This window comes from Sphingomonas sp. Ant H11 (assembly GCF_000797515.1).
Taxonomy (GTDB): domain Bacteria; phylum Pseudomonadota; class Alphaproteobacteria; order Sphingomonadales; family Sphingomonadaceae; genus Sphingomonas.
On the sequence record NZ_JSBN01000075.1, the window covers coordinates 1 to 19,175 of the forward strand.

At 65.1% G+C, this 19,175-nt stretch carries 20 protein-coding genes, 1 tRNA gene and 3 pseudogenes; 14 read left to right on the top strand and 10 right to left on the bottom strand.

Translation table 11 applies throughout. From position 1 onward, the window contains the following. Positions 1–1,294: pseudogene (locus NW75_RS14740) on the top strand (ATP-dependent DNA helicase RecG); the annotation flags it as partial. A gap of 137 nt (positions 1,295–1,431) precedes the next feature. Here the strand turns inward: NW75_RS14740 and NW75_RS14745 are convergent. From NW75_RS14745 to serS, 5 genes are all read right to left on the bottom strand, one after another. Then, positions 1,432–1,752, bottom strand: a complete 321-nt coding sequence (locus NW75_RS14745) for a pilus assembly protein PilZ (protein ID WP_033965937.1) — start codon at positions 1,750–1,752, stop codon at positions 1,432–1,434. Between the two features lie 113 nt (positions 1,753–1,865). Continuing rightward, positions 1,866–3,092, bottom strand: a complete 1,227-nt coding sequence (gene tyrS, locus NW75_RS14750; RefSeq protein ID WP_033965939.1) for a tyrosine--tRNA ligase — start codon at positions 3,090–3,092, stop codon at positions 1,866–1,868. A gap of 29 nt (positions 3,093–3,121) precedes the next feature. Then, complete coding sequence (locus NW75_RS14755) at positions 3,122–4,225, bottom strand: M23 family metallopeptidase (protein ID WP_331386154.1); 1,104 nt, start codon at positions 4,223–4,225, stop codon at positions 3,122–3,124. Positions 4,226–4,257: 32 nt separating this feature from the next. Continuing rightward, the gene (gene surE, locus NW75_RS14760; protein ID WP_033965940.1) at positions 4,258–5,022 is read right to left on the bottom strand and encodes a 5'/3'-nucleotidase SurE; all 765 of its coding nucleotides are present in this window, start codon (positions 5,020–5,022) and stop codon (positions 4,258–4,260) included. Between the two features lie 126 nt (positions 5,023–5,148). Beyond that, positions 5,149–6,429 (bottom strand): serine--tRNA ligase, encoded by a 1,281-nt coding sequence (gene serS, locus NW75_RS14765; RefSeq protein ID WP_033965941.1) that lies wholly within the window; start codon positions 6,427–6,429, stop codon positions 5,149–5,151. Positions 6,430–6,473: 44 nt separating this feature from the next. On the opposite strand from serS, the gene NW75_RS14770 reads away from it, so the two are divergent. The 4 genes from NW75_RS14770 (at position 6,474) to NW75_RS14785 (ending at position 9,060) form a co-directional block, all read left to right on the top strand. After that, positions 6,474–6,737 (top strand): hypothetical protein, encoded by a 264-nt coding sequence (locus NW75_RS14770; RefSeq protein ID WP_137902296.1) that lies wholly within the window; start codon positions 6,474–6,476, stop codon positions 6,735–6,737. 39 nt (positions 6,738–6,776) lie between these two features. Beyond that, the gene (locus NW75_RS14775) at positions 6,777–7,391 is read left to right on the top strand and encodes a hypothetical protein (protein WP_033965943.1); all 615 of its coding nucleotides are present in this window, start codon (positions 6,777–6,779) and stop codon (positions 7,389–7,391) included. A 742-nt stretch (positions 7,392–8,133) separates the two neighbouring features. Further along, complete coding sequence (gene dksA, locus NW75_RS14780) at positions 8,134–8,598, top strand: RNA polymerase-binding protein DksA (protein WP_033965945.1); 465 nt, start codon at positions 8,134–8,136, stop codon at positions 8,596–8,598. 81 nt (positions 8,599–8,679) lie between these two features. Then, entirely contained in the window at positions 8,680–9,060 is a 381-nt protein-coding gene (locus NW75_RS14785) for a PilZ domain-containing protein (protein ID WP_033965977.1), read from the top strand. A 52-nt stretch (positions 9,061–9,112) separates the two neighbouring features. Here NW75_RS14785 and NW75_RS23900 read toward each other — a convergent pair whose 3' ends face one another. Beyond that, positions 9,113–9,268 carry a YdcH family protein gene (locus NW75_RS23900; RefSeq protein ID WP_081988780.1) on the bottom strand — a complete coding sequence of 52 codons (156 nt, stop codon included), beginning with the start codon at positions 9,266–9,268 and terminating at the stop codon, positions 9,113–9,115. 175 nt (positions 9,269–9,443) lie between these two features. On the opposite strand from NW75_RS23900, the gene NW75_RS14790 reads away from it, so the two are divergent. Both NW75_RS14790 and NW75_RS14795 read left to right on the top strand, forming a co-directional pair. Then, positions 9,444–9,641: a YdcH family protein gene (locus NW75_RS14790; RefSeq protein ID WP_033965978.1), complete on the top strand. Its 198-nt coding sequence runs from the start codon at positions 9,444–9,446 to the stop codon at positions 9,639–9,641. 118 nt (positions 9,642–9,759) lie between these two features. Beyond that, complete coding sequence (locus NW75_RS14795) at positions 9,760–10,197, top strand: DUF1465 family protein (protein WP_231565226.1); 438 nt, start codon at positions 9,760–9,762, stop codon at positions 10,195–10,197. A 44-nt stretch (positions 10,198–10,241) separates the two neighbouring features. Here the strand turns inward: NW75_RS14795 and NW75_RS14800 are convergent, their stop codons facing one another. Further along, positions 10,242–11,201: an NAD(P)H-dependent flavin oxidoreductase gene (locus tag NW75_RS14800; protein WP_033965979.1), complete on the bottom strand. Its 960-nt coding sequence runs from the start codon at positions 11,199–11,201 to the stop codon at positions 10,242–10,244. Positions 11,202–11,307: 106 nt separating this feature from the next. Between NW75_RS14800 and NW75_RS14805 the strand changes: the two genes are divergently transcribed. Next, positions 11,308–13,914: a M1 family metallopeptidase gene (locus tag NW75_RS14805; protein WP_033965948.1), complete on the top strand. Its 2,607-nt coding sequence runs from the start codon at positions 11,308–11,310 to the stop codon at positions 13,912–13,914. On the opposite strand, the gene NW75_RS14810 is transcribed toward NW75_RS14805, so the two are convergent. Further along, positions 13,911–14,435: a gamma carbonic anhydrase family protein gene (locus NW75_RS14810; protein ID WP_033965950.1), complete on the bottom strand. Its 525-nt coding sequence runs from the start codon at positions 14,433–14,435 to the stop codon at positions 13,911–13,913. The two genes, NW75_RS14805 and NW75_RS14810, sit on opposite strands and share 4 nt — an antisense overlap. A 90-nt stretch (positions 14,436–14,525) precedes the next feature. Between NW75_RS14810 and NW75_RS23905 the strand changes: the two are divergent. After that, positions 14,526–14,974, top strand: a pseudogene (locus NW75_RS23905) (YaiI/YqxD family protein). Here NW75_RS23905 and NW75_RS14820 read toward each other — a convergent pair. Then, complete coding sequence (locus NW75_RS14820; protein ID WP_033965954.1) at positions 14,971–15,819, bottom strand: class I SAM-dependent methyltransferase; 849 nt, start codon at positions 15,817–15,819, stop codon at positions 14,971–14,973. The pseudogene NW75_RS23905 and the gene NW75_RS14820 overlap by 4 nt on opposite strands. Positions 15,820–15,863: 44 nt before the next feature. Between NW75_RS14820 and NW75_RS14825 the strand changes: the two genes are divergently transcribed. From NW75_RS14825 to NW75_RS14845, 5 genes and pseudogenes are all read left to right on the top strand, one after another. Continuing rightward, the gene (locus NW75_RS14825) at positions 15,864–16,589 is read left to right on the top strand and encodes a ComF family protein (RefSeq protein WP_033965955.1); all 726 of its coding nucleotides are present in this window, start codon (positions 15,864–15,866) and stop codon (positions 16,587–16,589) included. 58 nt (positions 16,590–16,647) lie between these two features. Continuing rightward, positions 16,648–16,905, top strand: a complete 258-nt coding sequence (gene grxC, locus NW75_RS14830; RefSeq protein ID WP_033965957.1) for a glutaredoxin 3 — start codon at positions 16,648–16,650, stop codon at positions 16,903–16,905. Further along, positions 16,902–17,723, top strand: a complete 822-nt coding sequence (locus tag NW75_RS14835) for a carbon-nitrogen hydrolase family protein (protein ID WP_033965958.1) — start codon at positions 16,902–16,904, stop codon at positions 17,721–17,723. Before grxC ends, NW75_RS14835 begins: the two co-directional genes overlap by 4 nt. After that, positions 17,720–18,185, top strand: a pseudogene (locus NW75_RS23025) (DUF1178 family protein). The gene NW75_RS14835 and the pseudogene NW75_RS23025 overlap by 4 nt, the downstream one beginning before the upstream one ends. 35 nt (positions 18,186–18,220) lie before the next feature. Continuing rightward, positions 18,221–18,297 (top strand) — tRNA-Arg (locus NW75_RS14845). A gap of 11 nt (positions 18,298–18,308) precedes the next feature. Here the strand turns inward: NW75_RS14845 and NW75_RS14850 are convergent. Next, positions 18,309–19,112 (bottom strand): TrmH family RNA methyltransferase, encoded by an 804-nt coding sequence (locus NW75_RS14850; protein ID WP_033965960.1) that lies wholly within the window; start codon positions 19,110–19,112, stop codon positions 18,309–18,311. Positions 19,113–19,175 lie beyond the last annotated feature (63 nt).

Here is a 19,175-nt window from a genome sequence, read left to right on the forward strand (position 1 = left end):
ACGCGCTGACCGGCGCGCAGGCGCGGACGGTGCGCGAGATCGAGGGCGATCTGGCGCAGGCGCAACCGATGCTGCGGCTGCTGCAAGGCGATGTGGGTGCCGGCAAGACGCTGGTGGCAACGCTGGCGATGCTGACGGCGGTGGAGGCGGGCGCGCAGGCGGCGTTGCTCGCGCCGACCGAAATCCTCGCGCGGCAGCATTATGAGTCGCTGCGGCGGATGCTGGCGGGCTTGCCGGTCGAGGTCGCGGTGCTGACCGGACGCGACAAGGGCCGGGTGCGCGAGGCGACGCTGATGGGGCTGGCGGCAGGCACGATCGACATTCTGATCGGCACGCATGCGATCTTCCAGGAGGCGGTGTCGTATAAGGATCTGGGTCTCGTCGTGGTCGATGAGCAGCACCGCTTTGGCGTCGCGCAGCGCATGATGTTGCAGGCCAAGGCCAAGGCCGCGCCGCATTTGCTGGCGATGACCGCGACGCCGATCCCGCGCACGCTGACGCTGGCCAATTACGGCGAGATGGACGTCAGCCAGCTCGACGAAATGCCGCCGGGGCGCCAGCCGATCGAAACGCGCGTCATTTCGGAGGACCGGCTGGCCGATGTCGTCGATGCACTGGGTCGGCACCTGTCCGATGACGGCCAAGCCTATTGGGTGTGCCCGTTGGTCGAGGAGAGCGAGAAGAGCGATCTCGCGGCGGCGGAAGCGCGGGCCGAGACGTTGCGCGCGCGCTTTGGCGACCGCGTCGGGCTGGTCCATGGCAAGATGAAGCCCGCCGAAAAGGATGCGGTGATGGCGGCCTTTGCCAGCGGGCACTTGGGCGTGCTGGTGGCGACGACGGTGATCGAAGTCGGGGTCGACGTGCCCAATGCGACGCTGATCGTGATCGAACATGCCGACCGCTTTGGTCTCGCGCAATTGCACCAGTTGCGCGGGCGCGTCGGGCGCGGGTCGGGTAAGTCGAACTGCCTGTTGATCCGTGGCGGAGCGCTGAGCGAAACGTCGCGCGCGCGGCTGGCGCTGATGCGTGAGACCAATGACGGCTTCCGCATTGCCGAGGAGGATTTGCGGTTGCGCGGTGCGGGAGAGTTGCTCGGCACCAAGCAATCGGGCGAGGCGGGTTTCCGCCTGGCGACGCCCGAGATGCTGACCACCTTGCTGCCCATCGCGACCGACGACGCACGCCTGCTGATCGACCGCGACGGTGGCCTGCAAGCGCGCGCGGACAAGCGGCGCGAACGGCGCTCTATCTGTTCGAGCGCGAGGCGGGCGTTGCCTTGCTGCGATCGGGGTGAGGCGCGCCTAGACTCGATTTTGCTTAAACCGGATCACCCAAAGTCCGTTCGGGCTGAGCCTGTCGAAGCCCCCTCGCCAAACGCGAGCAGATTTCTTGGGCACGGCCCTTCGACAGGCTCAGGGCGAACGGCTTGAGCTATTTACCCCGCACCATCACCGCCAGCACCTCATAATAGTCCGCAAGGTCGATCGGTTGATCCAACTCGCATCCGATTCGGCCGCCAAGTGCCCAGCGGATTTCCGCTACCACGACACCGACCACCGGCAACGTGACGCGTAACCGGTCCCCCTCGCGATACGGAACCTCGGCGCGCGCCATGAGGCCGAGCGCCGACAGGTTCACGATCAGCAACGACACCTGTTGTGCGTCCGGGCCATAAGCCCGAGCGCGATAATGTACTTCGTCGCGGGCCAGGGCGCGCTTGTCCGCGACCTGTCCAGCCAGTGCCTTCGCCATTGCCAAACCCCTCTAATGGGCCGGGCAAAAATACGACAAAGGATGTAAAACAGGTCGCAACGAAGCCGCTTAACGTCCGCTAACCGTTATATTTTTTGAGGTTCTGTCGAGATTTACGCACGGACCAGCAGGCCGTGATGCTTCTTGCCCGCAGCGATACGGACCGGGTCGTCGCCAACCTCGACCATCAATGCCTCATCGCTGACCTTGTCCGCGCCGACACGTGCGCCGCCGCCCTTGATCAGCCGCTTGGCCTCGCCCTTCGAAGCCGCGAAGCCAAGGCCGATCAGGGCATCGACAATACCGATCGGGCCGGCGACCGCGAAGGTCGGCAGCGCGCCGCCCGCACCGCCTTCCTCAAAGGTGCGCCGCGCGGTTTCGGCGGCTTCGGCAGCGGCGGCTTCGCCCCGGCACATCGCGGTCGCGGCATTGGCGAGCACGATCTTTGCGGCATTGATCTCGGCACCTTCCAACGCTTCGAGGCGCGCGATCTCCTCGAGCGGCAGATCGGTGAACAGCCGCAGGAAGCGGCCGACATCGCGGTCGTCGGTGTTCCGCCAGAATTGCCAGTAATCATAATGCGGCAACTGGTCCTCATGCAGCCACACCGCGCCCGACATCGTCTTGCCCATCTTTCCGCCATCGGCGGTGGTGATGAGCGGCGTGGTGATGCCGTAAACCTCGGTCCCGTCCATGCGGCGCGACAGTTCGATGCCGTTGACGATATTACCCCATTGGTCGGACCCGCCCATTTGCAGGCGGCACCCGGCGCGGCGCGACAGTTCCAGGAAATCATAGGCCTGGAGGATCATGTAGTTGAATTCGAGGAAGGACAGCGATTGCTCGCGGTCGAGCCGCAGCTTGACCGAATCGAAGCTGAGCATCCGGTTGACCGAGAAATGCTGCCCGACATCGCGCAGGAAGGGGATGTATTCCAGCCTGTCGAGCCACTCGGCGTTATCGAGCATGATCGCATCGGTCGGGCCGTCGCCGAACACCAGAAAGCGTTCGAAGATGCGGCGGATCGAGGCGACGTTGGTGGCGATGCCATCATGGTCGAGCAGCTTGCGCGCTTCGTCTTTGAAGCTCGGGTCGCCGATCTTGCCGGTGCCGCCGCCCATCAGCACGATCGGCTTGTGCCCGCTTTGCTGAAGGCGGCGCAGCAGCATGATCTGGACGAGGCTGCCGACATGCAGCGACGGTGCGGTCGGATCGAAGCCGATATAACCGGGCACGGTCTGCTTGTTCGCCAACGCATCGAGCGCGGCGGCGTCGGTCGTCTGGTGGATGTAGCCACGCTCGGACAGCAGGCGGAGGAGGGCGGAGGTGTGCTCGGTCATTCCGGGCGAATAGCCGATTTTTCCCCGAATTAAATCCCCGGCAATTGCCGCTGCGGATCGACCGGGGTGCGGCCCTTGCGCATCTCGAAATGGAGTTCGGGTCGGTCGGCCAGCCCCGAATCGCCCGACAATGCGATCGTCTGCCCGCGCCGGACCGATTGGCCGCGCTGGACCAGCAACTGGCTGGCATGGCCATAGACCGTCGTCCAGCTATCGCCGTGCTTGACGATGACGAGGCCGCCCAGCGTCGGGATGCCACTGCCGGCATACGCGACCACGCCATCTGCGGCGGCGAGAATGGGCGTCCCGATCGGCACGGCGATCTTGATGCCGTTATATTTTTCGCCCGACGCGCCGGGGCCGAAATGGGCGACGATGCGCCCCCGCACTGGCCAGGCGAAACCGCCGCTAAAACGGGTCGGCTCGGCAATCGCCTGGGTGGGAGAGAGCACGCGCCGCGATGAGGGCGATGGCCGCACCGGGCGGTCGTTCGCGGCCAGTGCCGGTTCACTACCGGTGACGATATCGTCGATGTCGAGCCGGAACGCCGCGGCGCGCTCGGCGGCTGTGCTCCCATTGGCGGTGCCGGGTATGACAATGCGCATGCCGACACGCAGCGTGTACGGCTCGTTCAACTCATTCGCGGAAACGATGCGTGACCAATCCACGCCGTAAGCGCGCGCGATCGCGATCCCGGTCTGTCCGGCGCGGACAAGGTGATAGCGCCCGCCGGGAATGTCGAGCCGCTGCCCGGGCCGGATCACGAACGGTGGGGTCAGGCCATTCGCACGCGCGATCGCCTCCGACCCCGCGCCCGTACGATCCCCCACGGCGCGCAACGTGTCGCCGGGTCGGACGATATAGCTGGTCGCGGAAATGGTCTCGGCATCGGGGGTTACCGGCCGCGCCTGCCAGGCTGGTGGCGGAGCGGGAAGGGCGGAAACGCCCGCATCGATGCGTTGCGGTTCGTAGCGCTCCTGCTCGCGCTCGGCGCGATCCCCGCCTTGCGGTTCATAGGGCCGTTGGTCGTCGCGCGGCTGATAGGGGGGCGGGGTGTCGTAACCGCGTTGTGGCCGGTCGGGGGTTCGGAATGCAGGCGGTGAGTGTAGAAAGGACCAGGATCGCGATACCAAACGTCTTGCCGCGATGCCCCATACTCTACCCCCTAACCGTACAATGCCCCAAGCATAGCAAGCGAGGGGCGGTGTGTCAGGTCGAGATGCAGCGGCGTCACGGCAATGTACCCATCTTGCACAGCTTCCAGATCGGTGGCGTGGGCCGGTGTTTCCTCCGTCGGGCCGAGCGCGAACCAGTGATAGTCATACCCGCGCGGATCGCGGTTGGTGACGATCTGCAGGCGGCCATAGTCGCGAAGGCCCTGCTGCACGATCTTGATCCCCTTCACCGCGTCGGCAGGTCCGGCCGGGAAGTTGATGTTGACCAGGCTGCGCGGCTCCAGCGGGGCGTCGATCAACGGGCGCAACACGCGTTCGCCCCACGCAGCGGCGGCTTCGAACGGCACCGCGTCCCCCAGTCCCTCGCGATCATAGACCTGGCTCAGCGCGATCGAACGTACCCCCGCCAGCGCGCCCTCCATCGCGGCGGAAACCGTGCCGGAATAGGTCACGTCCTCGGCCAGATTGGCCCCGCGATTGACCCCGGACAGGATCAGGTCGGGCTTGGCCTCCCGCATGATCCGGGCCAGCGCCATCATCACGGCATCGGTCGGCGTGCCGGCCACGGCAAAGCGCTTTTCGCCATGCTGGCGCACCCGGATCGGGCGCGTCAGCGTCAGCGAATGGCCAGCGCCGGACTGTTCGTCGGCGGGGGCAACGATCCAGACATCGTCGGAGAATTTCGCGGCAATCGCCTCCAGGATTTTGAGCCCGGGCGCGTGATAGCCATCGTCATTGGTCAGCAGAATCCGCATCGTGTCGTCCTTTATGCGTGACGCCCTTTTCCGTTCGTGCTGAGCTTGTCGAAGCACCGCTCTCCCTTGCATGCCAGGCGCGGGAAGAGGGCTACCCTTCAACAGGCTCAGGGCGAACGGGCGATGTCAGCGCGCCGGTTCCAACCGGTTGAGGCCCTTGAGGTAAGGCTGCAGCACATCGGGAATCGCCACCGCGCCATCCTCCTGCTGATAGTTTTCCAGCACGGCGACCAACGTCCGTCCGACCGCGAGGCCGGAACCGTTGAGCGTGTGGACAAAGCGCGTCGCTTTCTCGCCCTCGGGCCGGTAGCGCGCGTTCATGCGACGTGCCTGGAAATCGGTGCAGGTCGAGCAACTCGAAATCTCGCGATACTGGCCTTGTCCCGGCAGCCACACTTCGAGATCGTAGGTGCGCGCGGCGGTGAAGCCCATGTCGCCGGTGCACAATTTCATGCGGCGGAACGGCAGGCCAAGCGCGTTGAGCAAGCCCTCCGCGCACGCCGTCATCCGCTCATGCTCGGCCTCGGAGGCATCGGGCGTGACGATCGAGACCATTTCGACCTTTTCGAACTGATGCTGGCGGATGAAGCCGCGCGTGTCGCGCCCCGCCGCGCCCGCTTCCGAACGGAAGCAGGGGGTGAGTGCGGTGAAGCGCAGCGGCAGTTCGGCCTCGCTCAAAATCTGTTCGCGCACGATATTGGTCAGGCTGACTTCGGCAGTCGGGATCAACCACCGGCCATCGGTGGTCTTGAACAGATCTTCGGCAAATTTGGGGAGCTGCCCGGTGCCGAACACCGCCTCGTCGCGGACCAGCAGCGGGGGCACGACTTGCTCATAGCCATGCTCGCCCGACAGCGTATCGAGCATGAATTGTCCAAGCGCGCGGTGGAGCCGCGCCGCAGCGCCGCGCACCAGCGTGAAACGCGCGCCCGCCATTGCCGCGCCGGTTTCGAAATCGAGCCCGAGCGCGGGGCCGATCGCGTCGTGCTCGCGCGGGGTGAAACCGAAGGTGCCGGGGGTGCCGTGACTTGCGACCAGCATATTGCCGGCCTCGTCGGCACCCTCGGGCACGTCGCCGAGTGGCAGATTGGGGATCGCCGCGAGTTGGGCGTTCAACGACTCGCCGAGCGCCTTTTCTTCGGCTTCGATCGCGGGCAGCCGTTCTTTCAGCGTCGCAACCTCGGCCATCAACGTGGCGGCGGTCGCCTCGTCCTTCGCGGCCTTCGCGGCACCAATCGCTTTCGAGGCTTCGTTGCGCCGGGCCTGCGCAACCTGCGCCTCGGTCATCAGGGCGCGACGGCGTTCGTCGAGCGCGACCAGTTCGGAAGCGACGGGGGGAAAGCCGCGCCGGGCGAGGCTTGCGTCGAAAGCGGCGGGATCGTCCCGGATCAGGCGGATATCATGCATGACCGGGCTATGGCGTCGCCCCGTGCCCTACGCAACCCGTTCGCGTGGGGAAGACCCGCTACGGTCGCTTTTCGCCTGCTCAGGCGAGGTTCGCGCTCGGTTTGGCGAAGCGCTTGCGCGCCACCAGCGCGGCTGCGGCCGCCCCGAACAGCAGGACCATCGGCGGTGCGGGGACGGGGGCGGGTGGGCCGCCGCTGGAACCCGTGCTGCCGCTGCTCGCGCTGCTCGATGCGCTGCTTCCGCTACTGCCGCTGCCCGATGATCCCCATCCGCCATTGGAGCTCCAGCCATGGCTGCTTGAGCCATAGCTGCTCGAGCTTGCCGAGGAACTGCTGCTGCTCGAACCATTGGACGAGCTGGCCGAGGACACGTTGCCACTCGAAGAGGAGGAGGTGCTTGAGGATGAGGAGCCGCTCGAGGCCGAGGAGACGTTCCCGCTCGAGGCCGACGACACATTACCGCTGGAGGACGAGGAAACGTTGCCACTCGACGCCGACGAAGAGGAAACGTTCCCGCTCGAGCCGCCCGAGGCAGACGAGACGTTGCCGCTGGAACCGCCCGATGCCGAGGAGACATTCCCGCTCGACGAGGAGCCGCCGGTTGACGACGTGCTCGATACCGTTGCGCCGCCTGTGCTCGTGGACGAGGATGATCCGCCCGAGCCGCCCGACGAGGAGGTGCTGCTGACCGAACCGCTGGACGACGTGCTCGAAACGCTGCCGCTCGACGTCGATGATCCGCCGGTCGAGGTCGACCCGCCGCTGGTGGAAGAACTGGTCGAAGATCCGCCGGTCGAGGTCGATCCACCGGTCGAAGTCGAAGAGATGACGATGCTGCCGCCGCCGCTGCTGCTCCCGCCGCCGCCAAAGAAACCGCCGGCGAAGAAACCACCGCCGCCGAAACCACCGCTGCCGCCGATCACGGTCAGCCCGCCGCCGCCACCGCCGCCTGAGCCCGAATAAGGCGGGTCCACAGGAACGGGGGCACCCTGTGCAGTCAGATACACAATTTGGGGCTGCGTCGTGGTGGTGGTCTGGGTCACCACCTTGCGAACGCGCGCGCCAGCGTGTCCGACCCGCATCTTGCTGGCGGCGACCGTCGTGGTGCGGCGGACGATTCGTTTGGTGACCTTGTGCGTATAGGCGCTGCGTGCCCGCGCGCCGTCGGCCACATGCACGGCGCCACCGCCGACAATCGCGCCCCCACAGGCACATGCACACAGTTTCGCCAAAGCCATCCGGACGGACATGATGCTATTCTCTCACTAACGGCGCAAATATCGCCTGGACGATACATCTCGCGCAGACTTGCATTTGATATTCCGCAAAGTGCCGAACAAAGCGTTAAGTGCAATTGCGTTAACCAACTTTTTCGTGATCCTTTGGCCACAAAACGTGACTAAGCAGTGTGCAGTATGGTTAACGTTTTCATTGTGGAACGATCCCCGCGTTAACATTTGTTTCGCACGTGACCGTGAAGACGTTTTTGCCGAGTCTGCGTCCCCGATCTCCGCACGCCCGAATGGAGTCGGCGTGAGCGTCTGGCAGTATCAATTTTGTCCGATCCTATTTTCCCGTGTCGCCCGGCATCAGGATTGCTTGTGGTGCTTCAATGGCATGGCTATAGGCCCGCATCAGGTGGGTTGACCTTGGCTCGGTCCGGAGGTGCGCAAAGCATCGGGTGACCGTGAGGGGAGAGAGTGGGATGGCGACTGTCTTGAATAGATTGGACGATTCCGAAAAGTTCGCGGTACCGCAGGTCGGTAGTGACGACGGCTACCGGCCAAGCGCCGACGAGGAGTTCATGAACCCCCGTCAGCAGGCGTATTTTCGCGCAAAGTTGCAAGGCTGGAAGGATTCGATCCTGCGCGAGGCAGCGGGTACGATCTCGCAGCTTCAGGTCGATACCCTGCGGGAGGCAGATCTTACCGACCGGGCGTCCAGCGAGACCGATTGGTCGATCGAACTGCGCACCCGGGACCGGCAGCGTAAGCTAATCTCCAAGATCGAGGCCGCAGTGCGTCGAATCGATGAAGGGGAATATGGCTATTGCGAAGTGACCGGCGAGCCGATCTCGCTGGCTCGCCTGGAAGCGCGGCCGATCGCGACGATGACGGTCGAGGCCCAGGAGCGTCACGAACGGCACGAAAAGATTTCGCGCGAGGATTGAGCGAACGGTCGCTGCCTTAAGATGTTGGATACCATTGCGCGAGTAGTCTTGCCGCGAACCAAGATCGGCAATTTGCACGCAATGGACCAATATTCGCAAGATCCGCTCAGTCCCTCATTCGATGAAGGGGCGCATAACCGTCAGGACACGCGCGACAGCTTGTTTCTGATGGCGGATTTTCGCGTGGCTGGGCAAAGCGCTACTCACTCGGTGCGGGTTCGCAACCTTTCTGCCGGGGGGTTGATGGCAGAGTTTCCAGACGGCTTGGCGCAAGGCCTGCGAGTCGAGTTCGACGTAAGGGGTGTTGGTTGGGTGCCCGGGCAAATCGCTTGGTCGGCAGCCGGACGCATCGGAGTCGCGTTCGATCGTCAGATCGATCCGCTGCTCGCGCGAAAGCCGGTCGGTCAGGGCGGGCAGACACCCGTTTTCGTGAAACCGATTTTCCCGCGCGCGCTTCGCTAATCGAGAGGTCGGTTGGTGACCCGGACGCGCCTGCGTCCGGGCCCGTCTCACGCTAGATTTGCGCAAGTTCCTGCTTGATTCGAAGCTTTTGTTTCTTTAGCGCGGCCAGTGTCGCGGTGTCCGGCAACGGTCGCTGCGTTTCGGCGGCGATCTGGCGATCGAGGACTGCATGCTTGGCCGAAAGGGCCGAGTGATGCGCGGTCTGCATGGGATGCGTACCTCCTTCATGTGCTGTTTGGGGTAGCCAATAGAACATGCGGAGCGCCGCTTGTCTCTCCCCAATTATAACGAAGTACGATGTGCGCACCGATTCGCGCGACAGGTCGATTTTATCCGTGCTGCGCGTCTGTGATTTGCTAAGGCGAGGCATCGAAGGGGGCACGATGGACGAAAGCCTGATCGCAAAACGGCTGGAGGTGTTACGCGTCGAACATCGCGATCTCGATTCTGCGATCGGGGCCTTGATCGGTTCGGGTGCGCTCGATCAGCTTCAATTGGCACGCTTCAAGAAACGCAAGCTGCGTCTGCGCGATGAAATCGCGATGCTCGAAGATCAACTCGTCCCGGACATTATCGCGTAAGGCGATGGCGTTCCCGAAGTGGGACAAGCGACAAATGGGGCGCGCGCCACAAGGCGCTACCGTTAAGGTTTTGTATATGTATGGTGGTGGCATGGGGTCCCCAGCCTATGATTCGCGCATGCAGCGCCGCGTTATCGACACGCTGTACATCGATGCCATGGTCCTGGCGGATGAGGCGCGCAGCTATTTCGACGAAGGCGGCCGCTCTGATCGCGAAGCCCTTGATCCGCTCGCGCGTGTATCGTTCAGCTGCGAATCGTTGAAGGTCACCACGCGGTTGATGCACGTCATCGCCTGGTTGTTGACCCAGCGCGCGGTTGACGCGGGCGAGATGGCACCGCGCGAGGCGCTGGATGAGTCGCGTAGATTGGGGGCTGCCCCGATGTCCGAGAGCGCGGTCGTCCAATCGATGCCTGCGACCGCTCAAACGCTGATCCTTGCGAGCATCGATCTTCACCGGCGTGTCGCGCGGCTGGACCAAATCCAGGCGGCGGAGATCGAGAGCTTTGAGAGCCCCGCCCGCACGATGCAGGATCGTCTCGCGCTCGCCTTCTGAGTCGCGGTCGCCCGGTCGCGCGCCCTAATAGAGCTACAGCAGAGCTACAGCTTCAGGCGTTCGCGTGCGGCACGATATTGGCGCTCCAGCCGGTCGACCATGTCGGCAACGGGCTCGACTCGGTCGATGACCCCAATGCCTTGGCCAGAGCCCCAAATTTCCTTCCACGCCTTGGGCTTCGCTCCGTTGCCGGTGCCGAAATCCATGGTTTTGAGGTCCCCCTCCGGCAGATTGTCGGGGTCCATCCCGGCCGCGACGATCGACGCGCGCAGGTAATTGCCATGCACGCCTGTGAACAGGTTTGAATAGACGATGTCGGCGGCCTTGCCCTCGACGATCCCCTGCTTGTACGCGGCTTCCGCATTCGCCTCGACACTCGCGATGAAGGGCGAACCGATATAGGCGAAGTCGGCACCCATCGCTTGCGCCGCCAGAATGGCGTCTCCCGTCGCGATCGATCCCGAAAGGGCGAGCGGGCCATCGAACCATTGGCGGATTTCCTGGATGATCGCGAAGGGCGACAAGCGACCGGCATGGCCGCCCGCACCCGCGGCCACCGCGATCAAGCCGTCCGCGCCCTTTTCGATCGCCTTGCGCGCGAAGCGGTCGTCGATCACGTCGTGCAGCGTGATGCCGCCCCAACTGTGGACGGCGGTGTTCAAATCCTCGCGCGCGCCAAGCGAAGTGATGACGATCGGCACTTGCCACTTGGCGCAGGTCGCCAGATCGGCCTCCAGCCGCTCATTCGAGCGATGGACAATCTGGTTGACCGCGAACGGCGCGGCCGGGCGTTCGGGATGTGCGCGATTATGGGCGGCGAGCTCTTCGGTGATGCGGTGCAGCCACTCGTCGAGCAATCCCTGCGGACGCGCATTAAGCGCCGGGAAGGACCCGACGATCCCCGCCTTGCATTGCGCGATGACCAGTTCCGGCCCGGAAATGATGAACAGCGGCGAACCGATGACCGGGAGCCGCAACGATGCGAACAAGGGGGGAATGCTCATGTCCGTTTCATAGCGCAACCGAAACGCCTGTCCAGCGGCGTTGATTTGCCACGGCGCACGAAAGGGTTATGGGGCGGAATTCTGCGTTTGTTTCCGGAGCACCCTAGTGAAGCTGACCCTTGCTGCCGCCTTGTTGATTGGAGTCGCGTCGCCCGCCTTTGCGGTCGGTCAGTTGCCGGAAGGCGTAGCACCCGTCTCGTATGACATCACCATCCGCCCAGATGCCAAAGCGATGACGTTCTCAGGCGAAGAAACCGTTACGATCTCTGTCGCGCGAGCAACCAAGACGATTGTGCTGAACGCGGCGGACCTCAAAATTACCGGGGCGACCCTCGACGGAACAGCGGTTCCGTTCACGCTCGACACCGGTAAGCAGCAATTGACGCTGACGCTGCCGACGCTCGCGCCGACCGGCCAACACCGCCTGCATTTCGCCTGGACGGGCACGATCAATACCTCGGCGTCGGGCCTGTTCGCGATCGACTATACCAATCCGGACGGATCGGCCGCGCGGATGCTGGCCACGCAGTTCGAGGCCCCCGATGCCCGTCGCTTCGCGCCGATGTGGGACGAGCCCCAGTATAAGGCGACCTTCACGCTCTCGACCGTGGCACCCGCCGCGCAGACCGCCTTTTCCAACATGCCCGCCACGAGCATTACCCAACAGCAGGACGGGACCACGCTCTATCGGTTCGCGGAAACGCCCAAAATGTCGAGCTACCTCCTGTTCCTCGGAATGGGGGACGTCGAGCGCAAGACGGTGATGGCGGGAAAGACCGAAATTGGCATCATCACCCGGCGCGGGGTGGCGGATCAGGGCGATTATGCGCTCGCCCAGGCCAAGCGCCTGCTGACCTATTATAACGATTATTTCGGTCAGCCTTATCCCTTGCCCAAGCTCGACATGATTGCCGGCCCGGGTTCGAGCCAGTTCTTCGGCGCGATGGAAAACTGGGGAGCGATTTTCTATTTCGAGCCCGAGTTGCTGTACGACCAGAAGCGCGCGACGCAGAGCGGCAAGCAGCGCATCTTCACCGTGGTTGCGCACGAAATGGCGCACCAATGGTTTGGCGATCTCGTCACCATGAAATGGTGGGACGACCTGTGGCTCAACGAGGGCTTCGCCTCTTGGATGGAAAACAAATCGAGCATCGATCTCAACCCCGATTGGAATGCGGCGGCGACGGCGGTGGCGCAGGACCGTGAAGCCGCGTTGCAGGCGGATTCGACCTCGGGCACGCATCCGATCATCCGCCATGTCGAAACCGTCGACCAGATTGGCGAGGGGTTTGACGGGATCACTTATGCCAAGGGCCAGGCCGTCATCGGCATGATGGAGTCGACGCTGGGGGCAGACACCTTCCGCGATGGCATCCGCCGTTACATGGCGAAGTACAAATATTCGAACACCGTGACCGACCAGCTGTGGACTGAATTGTCGGCGGCTGCGGGCAAGCCGGTGGCGGATATCGCGCATGATTTCACGCTGCAGCCGGGCGTGCCGCTCGTCACCATGACCAGCGCCCGTTGCGTCGGCGGAGAAACCAAGGTCACTATGACGCAGGGACGTTTCGCTTATGACGGCAGCGCCAAGCAAGTGCTGACATGGCATGTTCCGCTGACGCTTGGTGTGGTTGGGAAGCCAGTGGCGCGCGCGATCGTGCGCGGTGCCAAGCCGACCACGGTCACCGTGCAGGGATGCGGCACCGTGGTGCTCAATCGCGACGAGGGCAGCTATGCGCGCGTGGCCTATGATGCGTCGGCGCACGCGGCGATCGTCCGCGATTTCGCCAGCCTTGCGCTGACCGACCAGCTCGGCACGCTGGGGGATGATTTCGCTCTGGCGAAGGGCGGCAATCAGCGGCTCGACCGTTATTTCGCCGATGTCGGAGCGATCGAACCCGGTGCCAATCCCCTCTTGTGGCAGACGCTCGCCGGGCAGCTATCCGACCTGGGCGGGCGCTTGCCCAAGGGGGCGGCCAAAACCGCGATGCGCGCGCGCATCGTCACGACGCTGGCACCGGCGCTGGAACGCGTCGGGTTCCAGGCCAAGCAGGACGAATCGCCGCTGATCTCCACGTTGCGCGAAACGCTGATCGCGGTGCTGGGCGACAATGGGGACCCCGTCGTCGCTGAGAAGGCACGGCGCTATGTCGCCGCGCTGGCGACCGACACCAACGCGATCCCGGCGGCGATCCGGCAACCGATCCTCGGCACCTATGCCACGAACGCGACCCCTGCCGAATGGGACGCGCTGCTGAAGCTGACGCTGGCCGAAAAGAACCCGGTGGTGAAAAACGGCTATATACGCTTGCTGGGCTATAGCGATGACGATGCGCTGGCCCGTCGCGCGCTCGGCCTGCTGTCGACCGGCGACCTGACCACACCACAAAAGGCCAGCCTGTTGCGCTCGGTCGCGAGCAGCCATCCCGACATGGCGTTCGACTTTGCCGTCAGCAATCTCGCGCTGGTCAATACGCTGGTGGAAACCAGCAACCGGGCGGGCTTCGTGTCCAGCCTGGGGGCCGGTTCGGACGATCCGGCGATGCCCGCCAAGATCACCGCCTTCGCTGCCGCCAATCTGCCGCTCGCCGCACGCGGGGCCGCCAAGGCCACGGTTGCGACGATGGCGGCGCGCCGCCTTGTGAATGCGCGCATTCGCGGCGACATCGCCGCCTGGGCGACGCGTGGCGGCAGCAAAAGCGGGTCTTAATCGAATCGCTTCAACCCGGCGGCATATTTGCGGCCGTTGGCGACATAATGTTCGGCGGAGACGCGCAGCATCGCCTGCGCGTTTTCGTCGAGTTCGCGCACCGCACGGGCGGGGCTGCCGACGATCAGGCTGCCCGGCGGGAACACCTTGCCTTCGGTGACCAGCGCGCCTGCGCCGACAATCGAGCCTGCGCCGATCTCCGCCCGATTGAGCACCACCGCGCCCATTCCGATCAGCACGCTGTCGCCGACGGTACAGCCGTGCAGGATCGCGTGATGGCCGATCGTGCAATCCTCGCCGATCGTCAGCGGCGCGCCGGGATCGGAATGGCACATCGCGCCTTCCTGGATATTGCTGCGCGCGCCCACCACGATCGGCGTATTATCGCCGCGGATCACCGCGCCGAACCAGATGCTGACATCGGGGCCGAGCTGTACATCGCCGATCAGTTCGGCGCTGGGTGCGACCCAGGCATTGTAGCCTAGCGTGGGCCGCAGCCCGTCGATTTCATAGAGCGGCATCTCTCGGTCTCCTAGGCGCGGTTTCTCCCCCCGATGCCAGCACGACGGGTTCCTGTCGATCCGGCGCGGCTTTTCGCCTAGGCGCACAGTATGAGCCTGCACATCTATGTCGACGCCGATGCCTGTCCGGTGAAGGACGAAATCTACAGGGTCGCGTTGCGACGTTCGGTGGCCGTCACCATCGTCAGCAACAGCCCGATCCGCATTCCCGCCCATCCATTGCTGTCGCGCATCGTGGTCGGCGACCGCTTCGATGAGGCGGATGACTGGATCGCCGAACGTGCCGATCGCGCGAGTGTGGTCATCACCAACGACATCCTGCTCGCCGATCGCTGCTTGAAAGCAGGGGCCAGCGTGCTTGCGCCCAACGGCAAGCCGTTCACCACGGCGTCGATCGGCAATGCGATCGCGGTGCGCGCGATCATGGCCGATTTGCGCGCGGGCGGCGATGTCGTGGGCGGGCCCGCACCCTTTGCCAAGGCGACCGTTCGCGCTTCCTCTCGGCGCTCGACGAAATGCTGGTGCGGCTCGCGCGCTAGGCCTCGCTCGGCGGAAAGCGCCGCAGCGCGCCTTCGAGCGAGGCGGTCGCGCTGCCGCGGCGCGCCGGTTGCGGTTGCGTCGGGGCCGGGGACCAGCCGGTCAGATAGAGAATGTCGAATCGCTCAGGCGTCTTGCCGTCGGGATCGGCCCGCTCAGTAAAAAGTTCGGCCGCGCGCGCGAGCGTATCGCGGCGCAGCGGTGTGCGGTCGCGCAGGATATTGGAGGCACCCATGCCGCGCAGATCGCGCAGCAGCCCGCCGATCCCGCGATAGCGAACGGTCAGCGGCTCGATGTCGGCGACGGGCAGCGTGAAGCCTGCGCGCATCAGTAAATCGCCCGCCGAGCGCACATCGACTTGCGGATGGATCCGCGCCGCCGGGCGATCCCGCTCTGCCTCGCGCAGAACGCTGCGCAAGGTCGATAGCGTACCCGCGCCACAGAAGGCGGCGAGGAACAGGCCGTCGGGTCGAAGTGCACGCCGGGCGAGCGTGAGCGCGCCGGGCAAATCGTTGACGCTGTCGAGCACGCCTGCCGAAACCACCAGGTCGAACGATTCGGCGGGGAAGGGGAGGCGATCCTCGTCCGCCTGCACCCCGCCGGATTGGACAGCAAACAGCGCGCCCGCGTCGCACCGCGTGACCTTTGCCCCCGCTGGAACGGGCAAGGCCCCGTCGAAGCACCCGAGATCGAGCATGTCGGTGAAACGATGGGTCACGCTCGCCAGCCGTTCCGCAATCCCGTCGAGCATCGCCGCACGCAGGAAATCGAACTCGGCGAAGGTCGGGGCGGCGCGGTCGCGGTGGAGGCGGCGTGCCGCGCGGTCGAAGATGTCGGGAACGCTCATCGCGCGGCTTGTGCCGCTCTAGGCGTCGGGCGACAAGGGGGGCCGTGTCGCCCTGGCTCGCCCCTTTGCGCCTGATCGCCGATTTCGCGCTGCCGCCGCGCTGCCCCGGCTGCGGTGCGGTCACGGGGGAAGATCATCGCTTCTGCGCGGTGTGCTGGGGCGCGCTGCGCTTTCTCGCGCCGCCGTGGTGCGCAACCTGCCATGCGCCGTTCGCTTATGATCGCGGGGCCGAGGCGCAGTGCGCGACCTGCATCGCCGATCCACCGCGCCACGCCGGGGTGCGCGCGGCGGTGGCTTATGGCGATGTCGCGCGCACGGTCGCGCTCCGCTTGAAATATGGCGGTCGCACCGCCTTTGCCGAGACGGTCGGTCGGCAGATGGCGCGGTTGCTGCCGGACGATGCCGACGTGCTGGTGCCGGTGCCGCTCCACCGCTGGCGTTTATGGTCGCGCGGCTTCAACCAGGCCGCATTGATTTCCGCCGCGCTAACCCGCGTGAGCGGTGTCGCAAACGATCCGCTGCTGTTGCGCCGCGTGAGGGCCACGCCACCGCTGCGCGCGATGGGGGCAAAGGCGCGCGCCCGAGCCGTCGCCGGGGTTTTCCGCGTGATCGACCCGAAGGCGCAGCTGCGCCGCAAGTCGGTGGTGTTGATCGACGACATCTACACCAGCGGCGCGACAACCGACGGTTGCACCGCCGCCTTGCTGCGCGCGGGCGCGGCAAAGGTGACGATCCTGTGCTGGGCGCGGGTGCTCGATTCGGCGGATTGATGCGCCCGACATTGACCCCGACATTGACAACGACCGGTGCACCCCACATTTCTTGGCAATGCCAAAGATCGAAATCTACACCAAAGCCTTCTGCCCGTATTGCTCGCGCGCGATGAAATTGCTCGCCTCGAAGGGCGTCACGCCCGAGGAATATGACATTACGATGGGTGGCCCGAAGCGCGCCGAGATGCTCGAGCGCGCCAATGGCGGCACCACCGTTCCGCAGATTTTCATCGATGATCGCCATATCGGTGGGTCGGACGATCTGGCCGCGCTGGAGCGCGCCGGGAAATTGGACGCCTTGCTCGCGGCATGAAGATCGCGCTTGCCCAGGTCACCAGCGGGATCGATCCCGTTGCCAATGCCGAAACGCTCGTCGCGGCGGTGGCGGAGGCGGCGCGGGGCGGCGCGACGATGCTGTTCACCCCCGAAATGTCGGGCTTGCTGGATCGGGACCGCGCGCGCGCCGCACAGGTCTTGCGCAGCGAAGCGGACGATGTCGTGCTGGCCGCGGTGCGTACCGCAGCGGCGGAACACGGCATCTGGGTTCATATCGGGTCGCTGGCGGTATTGGGGGAAAGCGGGCGGCTCGCCAATCGGGCGTTCGTGATCGACGACAATGGCGAAATCCGCGCGCGGTACGACAAATTGCATTTGTTCGACGTGGATTTGCCGACCGGTGAGAGCTGGCGCGAATCCGCAAGCTACGCACCCGGTGAGGGCGCGGTGGTGGTGCAGACCCCGGTCGGCGCGCTGGGCCTGTCGATTTGTTACGATCTGCGCTTTGCCGATCTGTACCGTGCGCTGAGCAACGCAGGCGCGACCGTGCTGGCTGTGCCCGCTGCCTTTACCCGTCCGACCGGCGCGGCGCATTGGCACGTGCTGCTGCGCGCCCGCGCGATCGAGGCCGGGGCCTATGTTATCGCGGCCGCGCAGACCGGTGTCCATGCCGATGGCCGAGCAACCTATGGCCATTCGCTGGTGATCGACCCGTGGGGAGAGGTTGTCCTCGATATGGGCGAGACGGCTGCTTTGGGCTTTGCCGAGATCGATCCGGCGCGTGTCGCCGATGTTCGCGCGCGCATTCCGGTGCTGGCGCATCGGCGCGCGATCCCGGAGGTCGAATCGGCGTGATCGTGTTCGATCTGCGCTGTCGTCAGGCGCATGTGTTCGAAGCCTGGTTTGGCTCAACTACTGCGTTCGAGGATCAGCAGGCGCGAGGCCTGCTCGCGTGCCCGATCTGCGGTGATGATGAGATCGTCAAGGCCGTGATGGCCCCGAATGTGGGCGCAAAGGGCAACAGCCGCAGCGTTCCGGCGCCAAACGTCGAGGCGGCGGCTCCTCCAGCCCTCACCCCGGAGACGATGAAGGCCGCGCTCCACGCGCTCGCTCAAGCCCAGGCTCAAGCGCTGGAGAAGTCGGAATGGGTCGGGCGCGCCTTTGCCGATCGCGCGCGCGCGATGCACGTCGGGGAAACCGCCGCGACGCCGATCCACGGCGAAACGACCCTGGCCGAGGCGAAGGCGCTGGTCGAGGAAGGCGTACCGGGTCGCGGCCTTGCCGTTCCCGGTAATTCCACCCGATACGGTCAATTGATTTCGTCAGCGCCGCACAGTACCACCGCGCGCGGCGCCCCCGTAGCTCAGTCGGATAGAGCGACGGTTTCCTAAACCGCAGGCCGGTGGTTCGAATCCACTCGGGGGCACCAGCCTAAATCGGTCACGTACCCCGGCTTTGCGCCAGCACCTCATACGCCATCACTGCGGTCGCGACCGCCGCATTCAGGCTGTCGGCCTTGCCCAGCATCGGGATCTTCACCAACAGATCGCACTGCGCCGCATAAGCATCGGGCATGCCTTGCGCTTCGTTGCCGGTCAGCAGGAAGGTCGGGGCGGTGTAGCTGGCGGCGCGATAGTCGCTGTCGGTGTCGAGGCTCAACCCCACCAATTGCCCCGGTCCACTGCGCAACCACTGCGTGAACTCCGCCCATTCGCACTGCACGACGGGCACGGTGAACAAAGCGCCCATGCTTGCGCGCACGGCTTCGACCGAGAAGGGATCGACGCATTCGCCGATCAGAATCAGGCCGCCTGCACCGACCGCATCGCCGGTGCGCAGGATCGTGCCGAGGTTACCGGGATCGCGCAGTCGCTCGGCCACCAGCCAGATCGCCGCGCTCGAGCGATCGAGGCTGGCCAGATCGCGCGTAAATTCGGGGAAGACACCGACCACCGCTTGCGGATTGTCCTTGCCCGACAGTTTGGAGAGGATGTCGGGCACCGTTTCGATCGCTTCGCCGCCCGCCGCCTCGACATCGGCGACCAGCGCCTGCACCAGCGGATGCGCCGCGCTGTCGCGGGCGAAGAACAAATATTGGGGAATACGCCCGGCTTCGCGCGCCTCGGTCAGGATGCGCAAGCCCTCCGCCAGGAACAGCCCTTCCTCGCGGCGATGCCGCTTCTCGCGCAGCAAGCGCACGCGCTTGATCAGCGGGTTGGAATAAGCCGTGATTTCACGCGGCATTACAGGCGCTCCGGTGCGGCGGCGGGAGCAAGGCAGGGGATGTCGACGTCCATTCCCGCCACA